This is a genomic window from Saccharibacillus sp. WB 17 (assembly GCF_008634075.2).
Classification (GTDB): Bacteria; Bacillota; Bacilli; order Paenibacillales; family Paenibacillaceae; genus Saccharibacillus; species Saccharibacillus brassicae.
In genome coordinates this window covers 75,766-88,236 of sequence record NZ_VPFK02000023.1, presented here as the reverse complement: position 1 = coordinate 88,236, position 12,471 = coordinate 75,766, and the positions used below count along the sequence as shown (strand labels likewise).

The 12,471-nt window shown below is 59.6% G+C and carries 12 protein-coding genes and 1 riboswitch; of the genes, 4 read left to right on the top strand and 8 right to left on the bottom strand.

All coding sequences use genetic code 11. From position 1 onward, the window contains the following. Positions 1–117 precede the first annotated feature (117 nt). The 5 genes from FTE24_RS11910 to FTE24_RS11890 form a co-directional block, all read right to left on the bottom strand. Complete coding sequence (locus FTE24_RS11910; RefSeq protein ID WP_150234577.1) at positions 118–969, bottom strand: TatD family hydrolase; 852 nt, start codon at positions 967–969, stop codon at positions 118–120. A gap of 415 nt (positions 970–1,384) precedes the next feature. Further along, positions 1,385–2,440 (bottom strand): ABC transporter ATP-binding protein, encoded by a 1,056-nt coding sequence (locus FTE24_RS11905; RefSeq protein ID WP_337190045.1) that lies wholly within the window; start codon positions 2,438–2,440, stop codon positions 1,385–1,387. After that, positions 2,437–3,237 carry an ABC transporter permease gene (locus tag FTE24_RS11900; protein WP_150234579.1) on the bottom strand — a complete coding sequence of 267 codons (801 nt, stop codon included), beginning with the start codon at positions 3,235–3,237 and terminating at the stop codon, positions 2,437–2,439. The genes FTE24_RS11905 and FTE24_RS11900 overlap by 4 nt, the downstream gene beginning before the upstream one ends. Further along, complete coding sequence (locus tag FTE24_RS11895; RefSeq protein ID WP_141448224.1) at positions 3,234–3,533, bottom strand: thiamine-binding protein; 300 nt, start codon at positions 3,531–3,533, stop codon at positions 3,234–3,236. Before FTE24_RS11895 ends, FTE24_RS11900 begins: the two co-directional genes overlap by 4 nt. Before the next feature lie 113 nt (positions 3,534–3,646). Further along, positions 3,647–4,711 (bottom strand): ABC transporter substrate-binding protein, encoded by a 1,065-nt coding sequence (locus tag FTE24_RS11890; RefSeq protein WP_150234581.1) that lies wholly within the window; start codon positions 4,709–4,711, stop codon positions 3,647–3,649. 126 nt (positions 4,712–4,837) lie between these two features. Continuing rightward, positions 4,838–4,951, bottom strand: a riboswitch (TPP riboswitch). A 172-nt stretch (positions 4,952–5,123) separates the two neighbouring features. Between FTE24_RS11890 and FTE24_RS11885 the strand changes: the two genes are divergently transcribed. The 4 genes from FTE24_RS11885 to FTE24_RS11870 all read left to right on the top strand — a co-directional run bounded on the left by FTE24_RS11885 (position 5,124) and on the right by FTE24_RS11870 (position 8,877). Beyond that, positions 5,124–5,540 (top strand): pyridoxamine 5'-phosphate oxidase family protein, encoded by a 417-nt coding sequence (locus tag FTE24_RS11885; RefSeq protein WP_141448226.1) that lies wholly within the window; start codon positions 5,124–5,126, stop codon positions 5,538–5,540. Between the two features lie 271 nt (positions 5,541–5,811). Next, positions 5,812–6,852 carry an EAL domain-containing protein gene (locus FTE24_RS11880; RefSeq protein ID WP_150234583.1) on the top strand — a complete coding sequence of 347 codons (1,041 nt, stop codon included), beginning with the start codon at positions 5,812–5,814 and terminating at the stop codon, positions 6,850–6,852. A 286-nt stretch (positions 6,853–7,138) separates the two neighbouring features. Further along, a complete protein-coding gene (locus tag FTE24_RS11875) occupies positions 7,139–7,951 on the top strand; it encodes an undecaprenyl-diphosphate phosphatase (RefSeq protein ID WP_150234585.1) in 813 nt (270 codons plus the stop codon). 257 nt (positions 7,952–8,208) lie between these two features. Beyond that, entirely contained in the window at positions 8,209–8,877 is a 669-nt protein-coding gene (locus tag FTE24_RS11870) for a pre-toxin TG domain-containing protein (protein ID WP_150234587.1), read from the top strand. On the opposite strand, the gene nadA is transcribed toward FTE24_RS11870, so the two are convergent. From nadA to nadB, 3 genes are read right to left on the bottom strand one after another with little or no spacing between them, the layout of a single operon-like run. Beyond that, entirely contained in the window at positions 8,810–9,916 is a 1,107-nt protein-coding gene (nadA, locus tag FTE24_RS11865) for a quinolinate synthase NadA (protein WP_150234589.1), read from the bottom strand. The genes FTE24_RS11870 and nadA overlap by 68 nt on opposite strands. Then, positions 9,895–10,779 (bottom strand): carboxylating nicotinate-nucleotide diphosphorylase, encoded by an 885-nt coding sequence (gene nadC, locus FTE24_RS11860; protein WP_150234591.1) that lies wholly within the window; start codon positions 10,777–10,779, stop codon positions 9,895–9,897. The genes nadA and nadC overlap by 22 nt, the downstream gene beginning before the upstream one ends. Next, the gene (gene nadB / locus FTE24_RS11855; protein ID WP_150234593.1) at positions 10,761–12,353 is read right to left on the bottom strand and encodes an L-aspartate oxidase; all 1,593 of its coding nucleotides are present in this window, start codon (positions 12,351–12,353) and stop codon (positions 10,761–10,763) included. The genes nadC and nadB overlap by 19 nt, the downstream gene beginning before the upstream one ends. Positions 12,354–12,471 lie beyond the last annotated feature (118 nt).

Here is a 12,471-nt window from a genome sequence, read left to right as displayed (position 1 = left end):
ATCTACGCACTAGCAAACGTATGCACCGGTGAACGCCCGCATCCGCGGACTCACGTACCGGCAAACACCCGCAACCGCCCGACCATCCCGCGTCCGGCTATCCGGCCCTGAACCCGCCTACCGCAGCGCGTAGAAACGCCGGGCGTTATCCAGCAGGATATCGCGGGCGGCAGATTCGTCGAGCCCGCGGAGCTGCGCCCATTCGCGGCAGACGTCGGCGGTCATGGACGGATGGGTATCGCGTCCGGCAAAAGGACCTTCGAACGGCCACGGGCCGTCGGTTTCGCTCATGACGAGCGTTTCCGGGTAGAGCCGGGCCAGGTCGCGGATTTCTTTTTCATAGAGCAGGTCCGGGGTAAAAGAAATCCGGTAGCCGCTCGCGATCATGCGCCGGACGGTGGCCTCGGAGCCTTTGAACCAGTGGAAATGCGCGCGTTCGACGCCGTATCGCTCCAACAGGTCGCACGCGGTATCCGCGTCTTCGTACACGGCGTGCAGGGCGATCGGCAGATCGTACCGGGCGGCAAAAGCGACGAAGCGTTCGAGCAGCCGGACATATCCGTCTTCGTCGAGACTTTCGCCGCGTTCGGACGCTTCGAGCCGGCTGTAGTAAGGCAGGCCGACTTCGCCGACCGCCGTCATGCGCGGCGGCGAAACGTGTTCCCCCGTCGGCGCATCTGCAGGCCGGTCCCCGGCAGCGATCGCGGCCCGGGCTTCCATCCAGGCGAACAGCTCTTCTTCTTCCTCGGGAGTCGGCAGCGGCTGCTCGGGGTGGAAGCCGTAAGCCGGGCGCACGACGCCCGGATATTGTATCGCCAGCGCTTCGGTCCGGCGCGCGGATTCCAGGTTCATCGAGACGGCGACGACAAACGCTCCGCCTTCGTCCTGGAATTCGCTCAGCATGCGCGCCGCCTGCTGCGGATCGTACTGCTCCAGATGAATATGCGTATCGGCCAATTTGGCGCTCATGGCGGACGAACCTCCTGTCGTTTTTTTATATGAAAAAAGCGGTTGTGCGAAGAGGGCGGCTCGAAAAAGGCAGTTCGGAAAAGGGTCGGCCGTCTGGAGACGTTAAAACCCAAATTAAAATGTGTGCAAAAGGACAACATTTTATACCGAAACAAGCCGATTTTGCGAAAAAGTGTTCATTATGCTCACATTTTCCGCGAAAATCGGCCGAAAGCGTACTTAAAGCTCGGATTTGTTGTCATTTTGATCACTTTCCGCTAAAAAATCGGATTTCCGCGGGGAAATGTTGACGAAAGGTCAACATTCCCCCAGCCTACGCTGCGACTGCGACTGCGACTGCGACTGCGACTGCGACTGCGACTGCGACTGCGACTGCGACTGCGACTGCGACTGCGACTGCGAGGCCGCAAGCCGTCTACCCTCTCGCCGCCGCGTTGCGGCTTTTGCGCTGCTCTTCCTTCATCAGTCCTGTCAGTTCGCGGCGCAGCGCCAGAAATTCCGGAGTTTCCGCAATCTCTTCGCGGCGCGGGCGCGGGAACGGGACTTCGATCCGCCGAAGCACGGCGGAAGGGCGGCCGGACAGCACGTAGATCGTGTCCGACAGCAGCAGCGCTTCCTCGATATGGTGCGTGACGAACAGCACGGAGCGCCGCGTCTCTTCCCAAATATCGAGCAGCCACGCTTGCATCTCGCTGCGGGTAAAAGCGTCGAGCGCGCTGAACGGCTCGTCGAGGCACATAAGTTCGTGCGGACTGAGCAGCGCGCGCACAAAGGCCGCGCGCTGCTGCATGCCGCCCGACAGCATATGCGGATACGCCTGCTCGAAGCCGGCGAGACCGGCGCGCGCCATCCAGCGGCGGGCTTCTTCGAGCGTCTCCCGGCGCGAGGCGCCGTTGATCTCACGGTCGAGGATCACGTTGCTTTCGATCGTGCGCCAGGGAAGCAGCGCCGGCTGCTGTGGCATGTAGGCGATATGGCCGCGCTCGCCGGTAATGGCCCGGCCGTCCAGCGCGATCTCGCCGGCGTCCGGCTGGAGCAGTCCGCCGATGAGGTGGAACAGCGTGCTTTTGCCGGAACCGGACGGTCCGATCAGGCTGACGAACTCGCCCTCGCGCACTTCAAGCGAGACGCCGCCGATAACGGGCAGCGGCTTGCGTCGGCTGCCGAACGATTTGCTTACGCCGGACAGCGCCAGCTTGACCGGCACCGTACTCCCTCCGCCGGATTCAAGCCGGCGGCCCGCGTCCGCTCCGGCCGCGCTCCCGTTCCCTATCCCGCGGCCCGTATCCGCGCCGGCCGAGCTCCCGTCCCCGGAAGCCGAACGCGCCTCCGCTCCGTTCCCTACCCCGCGGCCCGCCTCCGCGCTGGCCGCGCCTCCGCCGCTCTCCACCCCGCGACGCGCACTGCTCCCGAGCCTACCGTCGTCTCCGACTCTTTTAACCGGCAGGCCGTTCTCTTCGATTCCGCTCATCCCGCTTCGCCTCCTTCCGCGTTCCCGCTTCGGCGTCCGCCGCGCACGACGAGCCGTTCGATCAGCGTGACCAGCAGGAACAGCAGCAGGCTGAGCGCGACGATGATCACGATGGCGGCGAAGATGCGGTCGGTGCGAAACGCCGATTTTTGCAAAATCATGTAATAGCCGATTCCTTTTTGCGCGCCGATCCATTCCGCGATAACGGCGCCCATGACGCTGTACGTCGCGGCGATGCGCAGTCCCGAGAACAGGGAGGGCAGGGCGTGGGGGAACTCCAGTTTACGGAAAATTTGCACCCGTTTCGCCCCGATCATGCGCATGTAGTTCAGCATCGTCCGGTCGGTCTGCGCGAATCCGTCCATCGCCGAGACGGCAACGGGGAAAAAGCACACGAGCGTAATGACGATAATTTTCGGCAGCAGGCCGAACCCGAACCAGATCATGAGCAGCGGCGCGAGCGCGATCGTCGGCACGTTCTGGCTCAGAATCAGCAGCGGATAGAGCGCCGATTTGAGCAGGGGCACCAGATGCAGCAGGCAGGCGACCAGCAGGCCGACCGTCGAGCCGATCGCGAATCCGATCAGCGTCAGCCGCAGCGTGGACAGCGTGTGCATCCAGAGCGAGTCCGCGCTGCGCGAAGCTTCGCCGGCAATCAGCGAAGGAGACGGCAGAATCCACGCTTCGATCGCGAAGAAGCGGACCGCCGTCTCCCACAACACCAAAAACAAGAGGACCGCCACGAAGGGCGGCCACGCGGAGCGGAACCATCGGCCGAGCGTCAAGCGCAGGCTCATGGACGGTATTTGGCGGTCAGACGTTCGATGCTGATCCCGTCCGGACTCGGATAATGCGCGATTTTGATCTGGGAGATGACGCTCGGCGCGCCGGCTTCGGTCAGCGCTTCATGCATCTGCCGCACGATCTCGAGCAGTTCCGGCAGTTCGCCTTCCATGGTCGTCTCCAGCGCGTGCACCTCGTATTTGACGCCGGAGCGTTGGATCACTTCGATCGCTTTGTCCACGTAGGGGATGGAGTCTTCGCCGTTCGGCGTCTTCGGGATAACCTGAATGCTGAGCAGGGTCGCTGCCATAATCCATCTTCCTCTCTGGGCTGAATTTTATCTCGGTTCTATCTGGGTCTTATCTGAATTCTATCCGGATTCTATCCGAATCTTGTCCGCATCGGACCCGACCCGGAGTGTTTCTATTTCGCTGCCGCCGGCAGATAGTCGTTGGTGAACGCCTTCGTGGAATCGAATTCGCCTTCGAGCAAGTTCTGCGAACTCATCCACTTGCCGTAATTTTCCCACACTTCCGGCTTCTGCATGCCCCATTGGTCCGCGTCGTCGCGGTATTTCGGGCTGAGCCATTCCTGGCTCGCTTTGACCAGTTCGGGATCGAGGTCCGGCACGGCCCGGATCAGGATGTCCGCCGCTTCGGCCGGATGGTCGATCGCGTATTCGTAGCCTTCGCTCGTCGCTTTCATGAACGCTTTGACCAGTTCCGGGTCGTCCGCGAGCTGCTTCTCGTTCGTTGCGATGACCGGCGTATAATAGTCGAGGCTGTCGGAATAATCCTTGACGTACAGCATGTCGATCGGTTCGCCGCGCAGTTTCGCTTCGATGCCTGTCCAAGCGTAGAAGATCCAGGCGAAGTCGATATCGCGTTTGACCGCGGTGAAGAAGTCGGCGTCGCCCATGTTGATGTTTTCCACTTTGGACACATCCGCGCCTTCCTGGTCCATGATCGATTTCATGACCGCTTCTTCGACCGGGGAACCCCAGCCGCCGTAACGTTTGCCTTCGAAGTCTTTGGGCGATTTGATGTTCCGGTCGGTCGGAGCCGCGAAGCCGGACGTATTATGCTGGATGACCGCGGCGAGCGAGACGAGCGGAACGCCCTGGACGCGCGCCTGCGTGATGCTCTCCTGGTAGCTGATACCGAACGGCACTTCGCCCGAAGCGACCATCTGGTCCGCGCCGCCGGCGCCCGGCTGCAGAATCGTGACCTTCAACCCTTCCTGTTCGTAAAAACCTTGATCCACCGCGGCATACAGGCCGGTGTGGTTCGTATTCGGCGTCCAGTCCAGCACCACGCTTACGTCGCGCAGCGTCTGCGCGTCGCCGCTATCCGCCGCTTTCGGCTCGCCGGTCGCCGCAGGCGTACCGCCGCCGGCACCGCCCGAGCAGGCGGTCAGCGCCAGCAGCAGCGCCGCGAGCGGAGCCGTCCATTTTATTCTTTTGCCGATCCCCTTGTGCGTGCTTCTCATTTCTCTGTCTCCTTCAACCGTATTGCCCGCTGCTTCATGCCCGCCGGAACGCCAAAAAAGCGCCCCGGATTCCGGGACGCGTCACGTCGATGCAAGCTGCGGGTCCCGATCGAGAAGCTCGATGGGGCAAACACGCTTAAACGTTCCTACGCTGGCATTACCCAGATCAGGTATAAGGGTCAGTATCTGCTTGGGATACACTCTCAGCCGGCCTTGCTTCCGGCACCCCCCGGGGGTTATGAATTTGTCGGGTTTGCTTCGGAGTCATTATAGCCTTTAAAAGAAAAGCTGTCCAGCGAACGAATCGATTCGGTAAGCATCCGGTTCACTTTCGTCTATTCGGGTACTTACTAATAGAGAGACGAACCACTGTAGCTCGAATACACCCATCTTGCTTAGGAGGCTTTATACCATGGACCAACAACAATTGGAACAAAAAATTACGGAAACTTTGGAACGTAACCGTTTCGGATCTTTCGCCACGGTCGAAGGCGGCCGTCCGAAAGTACGTTACATGACCGTATTCAATGAAGGCATGACCATCTATCTGGTCACCAGCTCCCAGACGCACAAAGTCGAAGAATTGGAGAAGAACCCAAACGTGGCGTTGCTGCTCGGCTTCGAACAAGGCGGAACGCAGGACGAAGTCCAGGTCGAAGGTACGGCCGAAATTACGCGTGACGAAGAGCTGCGCAAAAAGCTGTGGCACGATTCGTTCGAGCAGTGGCTCGAAGGACCGGAAGATCCGAATTACGTCGTGATCAAAATCACGCCTTCGCGTGCGGAATACGCCAAAAGCAAACACGAAGTGGAAGTTTGGGAAGGCTAAACTTCTTCTGAACGCATAAGTCAATTGTTGTATAAAAAGCTCCGAATCGGCCCAACGGCGCCGGTCGGAGCTTTTTTGTGTGAAAATTGTGTAAAATTGTTTTGAAAATCAGCTAAAAGGTCTAAAAAATAAGTCGAAAGAACCCGATTCTAAAAGAGGGGCACTGGGTAATAGGTGAAGATTGAATCGCTTGCTGTCTAGGTTAAAGGAACCGGTTTTTTAGTCGGAGTGGATATTGCGTCAATTATAAGTTTTGGGGGGTTCCTTAAGTATGGAGCATATATGCAGCAGCTGTCAGCCGGTAAAGCCCATCGAAGATTGGGGTACCGTGTATTTGCGTCCCGTGACGGAGATGCTGAATGAGTTGGTCGAAGATCGCAACTGGAAATCGGGACGAAACGGCTACGAGAGCGGGGTTCTGTTTTTTTCATATACGAGCAAGGAACAATTTCTGGAGATGGCGGAATGGCTGAACAGCCTGCCGGTCGAATGGACGGAACCGCTTCAGGTGAAGATCTGCGGGGAAAAAGATTCGCCGGTTCTGCTGCCTTGGCTGCCGTTCTCCCAGATCGCGGCGCGGTTTCAGAATATGGATATGGTCAGCATCATCACGCAGGAGAAGTTCACAAGCTTCATGCAGCCGATCGTCAACGATCAGGAAGCGATCGTCGCTTACGAATTTCTGCTGCGCGCGGCTCCCGGGGGAGAGTCGTTCAATCCGTTCGAGCTGTTCGATGTGGCGCGGCGTACCGGGATGCATTCGTTTCTCGATCGGGCGGCGCGGATCTCGGCGATCCGCCGCAGCGCGGAAGTGCTGCCCAAGGGCGTAAAACGTTTTATTAATTTTCTGCCGTCCTCGATCTATAATCCGGACTACTGCCTGAAGCATACGTTTGCCGCTATTCAGCGCTACCAGCAGGACCCGCAGGACTTCGTGTTCGAAGTGGTGGAGACGGAACGGATCAGCGACATGCCGCATTTGCAGCGCATCTTCAACGTGTACCGTTCGCGCGGCGTGTCGGTGGCGCTGGACGACGTCGGTTCGGGTTATTCGACGCCGGAAGTGTTGGCCAACCTGAAGCCCGATTTCGTCAAAGTGGACCGGGGCTTGATCGACCGCTGCGACGAGTCGCCGGACAAGCAGCGCCGTATCGAAGAGATCGTCAACATTTCGTCGAGCTTCGGCGGCGTCGTGCTCGCGGAAGGCGTCGAGCGGCGCGAAGAGTATGAGTTCTGCCGCAGCCGTGGCATTTCGCTGGCCCAGGGCTATCTGTTCGGCCGCCCGGCGTCGGAACCGATCGCCGTCGGCTGATGGATTGCGAAGACGAATCGATTGAGAAGACCCGATTGGTCTGTGGGAACAGGCGATCACGGGCTGCGTAGACCGTTTCTTTTGCGAAAAACAGAGCAGGCCTGCCCGGTGGGCGGACCTGCTTTTTTGGTTTGGAGACGGCGTTACGGCGAGCGGGGAAGAAGCTGCGAGTCCGTGCGCGGCTTTCCTATTACCGCCGCTTCATGTTAAATTGGGAAGATGTGCCGGAGAAGACGTTCGGTTTTTCGACCAGGCACAAGTATACATAGAAGAAAGTGGGAGAGAAATGGAAGAAAGCTGGCTGTGGCTAAAATACCTGATTCTGGGCATCGTGCAGGGCGCGACCGAACCGATCCCCGTCTCGTCCAGCGGTCACCTGATCGTCGCGCAGCGTCTGCTCGGCGTGGATCAGGCAGGACTGACGTTCGAAATTTTAACGAATACGGCATCGCTGATCGCGATCATGTTCATTTACCGGCACGACATTTGGAGATTGATCACGGGCAGCTGGAAGTACGTCCGCACCCGGAACGCGGCATACAAATCGGACTTTATGTTCGCCGTGTACATCGTCGTCGGAACGATCCCGGCCGTCGTGGTCGGCCTGCTGTTCAAAGATTGGATCGAAGCGACGTTCTCGTCGGTCAAGACGGTCGCGGTCGCGCTGCTGTTCACCGGCCTCGCGCTATGGCTGATCCGCAACATGCGCGGCCGCAAGCAGGACGGCGACCTGAAATTCCGCGACGCCCTGCTGGTCGGCCTGGCGCAGGCTGTGGCGCTTATTCCCGGCGTGAGCCGTTCGGGCTCGACGGTCATCGCGTCGATCGGGACGGGCATGAAGCCGGACACCGCGCTGCGCTTCTCGTTCATGCTGTACATCCCGGTCAGCCTGGGCGCGATCGTGCTCGGCGTACCCGATATTATCGAAGCATCGGACGCGCCCGGCATGCTGCTCCCTTACGTGCTGGCGTTCTTCGCGGCGCTGATCGTGACGTATTTCGCGATGCGCTGGTTCATGGGCATCATGGCGAAAGGCAACCTGAAATATTTCTCGTATTACTGCTTCGTGGTGGGGATTTTGTTGTTGATTTTTTTGTGAAGGATCCTAAAGCGCGTTTCATAGCAAGATGTTTATTCAAAGAAGGAGGTGTATTTCCAGATAAATTAACATTTGAATCTTAAAGAATCAAACCCTGAGAGTCGGTTTTCTCTCAGGGTTCTTTCATATGTACAATAAATTAAAGAATTATGTATGAAGATAAAATCAAGCAATTACTTTTTGAAATGATACTTTAATTTGGCTTACAACAATACATACATAGACTTATTTTATTGACGATGAACCGGTATGCCTAGGTGAACGTCAATCCGGTGTCGTACATCGCCCCGTTCGGTCTGAGCGCAGACGGCGCGACGTGGTGGGAGACCGGACTGAGCTTCGCCGCGGATGCCACGCCGTTCGTCGAAACGCTCAAAGGCATCCAGGAAGTGTTCAGCGGCGTGGATCTGATCACCGGCCAGCAGATGTCGGTGACGGATCGGGTGGCGACCGGCGTGGGAACGGCGGCGAGTTTGATTCCTTTTGGGAAGCACATCGGGAAGTACCTGGCGAAGGAAGGGATCGAAGGCGGGGCTTGGCTGGCGGGGAAGCTGGGTAAAGAAAGCAAAGCTTCCCGGCTGCTGAATGGATGCAACTGCTTTACCGCAGGCACGCAAGTGAAGACGGATCAGGGCGACAAAAATATCGAAGACATCCAAGTCGGCGACCTTCGCGTCGAGACGATGTATGCGCACGATGCCGTAGGACAGGTTAACCAATCCAAGTTTTCAAAATCATCATCATACAGCCACCCCCCCACAAAAAACCGCGACCCCACCCTGACTCACAGGCGCTCGTCGCGGCAATCTGCTCCCGGCGGCATGACCCGCCAGGCGGTTTTCTCCCGGCTTCCGCCGCTCACACATGCTCGAACATGCGCTCCAGCGCCGCTTTGGCGTCTTGGGCAATGTTCGCGGGGACTTTGATGATACCGGACGGTTCGCCGCGGTCGATGCATTCCAGCGACCAGAGCAGGTGCGGCAGATCGATCCGGTTCATGGTCAGGCACGGGCACATGTCCGGGTTGAGCGACACGATTTGTTGGTTCGGGTGCTGGGCGGCGAGGCGGCGGACCAGGTTCATCTCGGTACCGACGGCCCATTTGGTGCCGGCAGGCGCTTCTTTGATGCGGTCGATGATGTATTTGGTGGAACCTGCGTCGTCGGCCGCGATCACGACGTCGTGCGTGCACTCGGGGTGTACGATTACGCGAATCTCGGGGTCCTGCCGCTTCATCTCCGCGATTTGCGCGGTCGTGAATTTTTCGTGTACCGAGCAGTGGCCTTTCCACAGGATGATCCGGATCTGCTCCGGGTCTTTGTCGGTGAGCAGGCGCTGCGCGTAAGGGTCCCATACCGCCATCTCGTCCAGCGGAATGCCGAGCTGGTAAGCGGTATTGCGTCCCAGATGCTGATCCGGCAGGAACAGGATCCGTTTACGCTGCCGCAAAGCCCACTCGATGACTTGGCGGGCATTGGACGACGTGACGGTCGCGCCGCCGTGTCGTCCGACGAACGCTTTGATCTCGGCGGTTGAGTTGACGTACGTCAGCGGCAGGATCGTGTCGCCGACCTGTTCGGTCAGCAGGCGCCAGGCTTCTTCGGTCTGGACGATATTGGCCATGTCGGCCATCGAACAGCCGGCCCGTTGGTCGGGCAGAATGACGTGCTGGTGTTCCTCGGTCAGGATGTCGCACGTCTCGGCCATGAAATGCACGCCGCAGAACACGATATGGCGGGCTTTGGTATTGAGGGAAGCGAGGCGGGCCAGCTCCAGCGAATCCCCGGTCACGTCGGCAAACTGAATGACTTCGTCGCGCTGGTAATGATGGCCGGGAATCAGCAGTTCGTCGCCGTATCTCCGTTTGATTTCCCACACCCGGCGTTCCATTTCCGCCTCGGGAATGCTGCGGTACGCATCGGGCATCAGTTGATATTGAGGCATTAATTCATTGAAGATGGACATGAGGTCGCCTGCCTTTCCGGTTTCGATTCTTGCTGGGGGATGATGTCCATGCTGATATCGAGGCTTCCTGCCGAATGCGTCAAGAATCCGAGCGAAATATAATGGACGCCCGTGCCGCGGTAAGCGTGCAGCGTGTGCATGTCGATGCCGCCGGAAGCTTCCGTGACGATGGAGGGCGGCGTCATATGCGCGAATCGGGTGACGGCGGCGGGATCGCAGTTATCGAACATGATGATATCCGCGCCGGCGGCGATCGCTTCCTGCAGTTGGGCTTCGTCTTCGATCTCGACTTCGATTTTGACCATATGCCCGTTGCGGGCCCGGGCTTTGGCGACGGCGGCCGAGATGGAGCCTTCCGCCGCGATATGGTTGTCTTTGATCATGATGCCGTCGTACAGGCCGAACCGATGGTTATAGCCGCCGCCTGCGGTTACCGCGTATTTTTCCAGCATGCGCAGTCCGGGCGTCGTCTTGCGGGTGTCGCAGATCCGGATCGACGGATCGTCCAGCGTCTCGATCGCCCGCCGGGTCGCCGTAGCGATACCGGACATCCGCTGCAGCAGATTCAATGCGACGCGTTCTCCGGTCAGCAGCGTCGACGGATTGCCTTTGAGCGCGGCGATCGTGTCGCCCGGGGCGAGGGCGTCTCCGTCCCGCTTGAGCACATTGACGGAGATGTCCGGGTCCAGCAGGGCAAAAGCTTCGCGAATCACGTCGACGCCGGCCAGGATGCCGGGCTGCTTGGCATGGATGATCGCCTGCTGCGGACCCGAGTCCGAGATCAACTGGGCGCTGAGATCGCCGCTGCCGATGTCTTCCATATAGAATCGTTCCAACAGATGTCTCAAAGGGATACGGTGCATTCGCGGGTTGTCCTTTCTGTTCGTAAAATGGGAGCGGTCTGATCACGGTAGGTAATCGTCCGACCGGACCAGTCGGGATCGAGCCGCACCGGATAATCGGCGCGATAATGGGCGCCCCGGCTCTCGGTCCGCAGCAGGGCGGAGCGGACGACGAGCCGGGCGAGCTGCCGGAGGCGCGCCAATTCCGCCTGCTCGCGCTTGAGCGCGGAGAGAGGCACCGGCTCGGTGGGCAGCTTGCGCAGCCACCGTTCGAGCCGGCGAAGTCCCGCAGCATCGCGCACGATCGAAGCGTGCAGACTCATCCGCCGCTGAAGCTCGGCGAGCGAGACCGCCGGCACTTCGAGCGTGCCGGCGTAGAGCGCAGCCGCCGCGTTCGACGGCTGCGGCGACGTGTCCGCGGCAGGCCGCCGGGCCGCGTAGTCGAAGCTGTGCCGCGCCGCCCTGCGGCCCAGCACGAGCGCTTCGAGCAGCGAATTGCTGGCCAGGCGGTTCGCGCCGTGCAGGCCGGTGCAGGCCGCTTCCCCGATCGCGTACAAGCCGGGAACGCGGGAGGCGCCCGAGGCATCGACCTTGATGCCGCCCATCATGAAATGCATGCCGGGAACGACCGGAATTTGTCCCAAGTCGACATCAATGCCGGCCTGTTCCAGAATGCCGGTAATGGTCGGAAAACGCTCGCGGAAACGTACGCAGCCGCGAATGTCCAGGTAGACGTTCTGCCCGCTCTGCATCCGTTCGTGAATCGCGCGGGCCACGACGTCGCGCGGCGCGAGATCGCCGAGCGGATGCCGGCCTTCCATGACCGGCCGGCCGTCTTCGCCCCGCAGCACGCCGCCTTCGCCGCGTACCGCTTCGGAGATCAGGCCGTAGGTTGTGCCATTTTTCACCAATACGGTCGGATGAAACTGCATGAATTCCAGGTCGCATAACTCGGCTCCCGCTTCGTAAGCGAGCATCAGGCCGTCTCCGGTCATGCCGGAGCTGCCGGTATAGTAGGCATACAGGCTGCCGCATCCGCCGCTTGCCAGCACGACCGCGTCCGCCCGGAACTCGGTCAGTTTGCCTTCGTGCAGGGCGAGGACCCCGACGCAGCGGCCGGCTTCGACGACAAGCTTCACCGCGGTCGCCTGTTCGACGACCGAAGAACGGCCCGATGTGCGGGCCAGCAAATAGTCCATCAACACGCGGCCTGTGGCATCCCCGCCCGCATGAAAGATACGGTGGAACGAGTGCGCGCCTTCGAGGCCGAGCCGAATCCGGTTCTGCGCGTCCCGGTCAAACGGAAATCCGTCCCGGTCTAATCGTTCGATCAGGGCACTGCCTTCCGCAAGCAGCTCTGCCGCGAGAACGGCGTCGGCATGTCCGTCTCCCGCGGTCAGCGTATCCTGGACATGGCAATCGACCGAATCTTCCGGCAGACGGACGGCGGCGATGCCGCCCTGGGCATACATGGAGTTGCCGCTTCGGACCGAATCTTTGGTCAGAAGCTGCACGTCGCAGCCTTCGGGGAGCGAGTCGATCAGCGAGAGGGCGGCCGCTCCGGCTCCGACGATCAGTACGGATGGCTTGGACAAGAACGATCCCTCTCTTTCGTAAAGTGTTTACATATCGTATTACAGGTGTCTTGACACTTATATTTACATAAACATAAACTAAACTCAAGTCCATTTTCATAAATCGCTGGATTTATGC

What these genes read in the sequence shown, in the direction of transcription:
- FTE24_RS11900 (WP_150234579.1), bottom strand. Translation starts at nt 3,237, where the DNA reads ATGAGCCTGCGCTTGACGCTCGGCCGATGGTTCCGCTCCGCGTGGCCG.
- nadC (WP_150234591.1), bottom strand. Translation starts at nt 10,779, where the DNA reads ATGCACCGTATCCCTTTGAGACATCTGTTGGAACGATTCTATATGGAA.
- FTE24_RS11890 (WP_150234581.1), bottom strand. Translation starts at nt 4,711, where the DNA reads ATGAGAAGCACGCACAAGGGGATCGGCAAAAGAATAAAATGGACGGCT.
- FTE24_RS11875 (WP_150234585.1), top strand. Translation starts at nt 7,139, where the DNA reads ATGGAAGAAAGCTGGCTGTGGCTAAAATACCTGATTCTGGGCATCGTG.
- FTE24_RS11885 (WP_141448226.1), top strand. Translation starts at nt 5,124, where the DNA reads ATGGACCAACAACAATTGGAACAAAAAATTACGGAAACTTTGGAACGT.
- nadA (WP_150234589.1), bottom strand. Translation starts at nt 9,916, where the DNA reads ATGTCCATCTTCAATGAATTAATGCCTCAATATCAACTGATGCCCGAT.
- FTE24_RS11910 (WP_150234577.1), bottom strand. Translation starts at nt 969, where the DNA reads ATGAGCGCCAAATTGGCCGATACGCATATTCATCTGGAGCAGTACGAT.
- FTE24_RS11895 (WP_141448224.1), bottom strand. Translation starts at nt 3,533, where the DNA reads ATGGCAGCGACCCTGCTCAGCATTCAGGTTATCCCGAAGACGCCGAAC.
- FTE24_RS11880 (WP_150234583.1), top strand. Translation starts at nt 5,812, where the DNA reads ATGGAGCATATATGCAGCAGCTGTCAGCCGGTAAAGCCCATCGAAGAT.
- FTE24_RS11905 (WP_337190045.1), bottom strand. Translation starts at nt 2,440, where the DNA reads ATGAGCGGAATCGAAGAGAACGGCCTGCCGGTTAAAAGAGTCGGAGAC.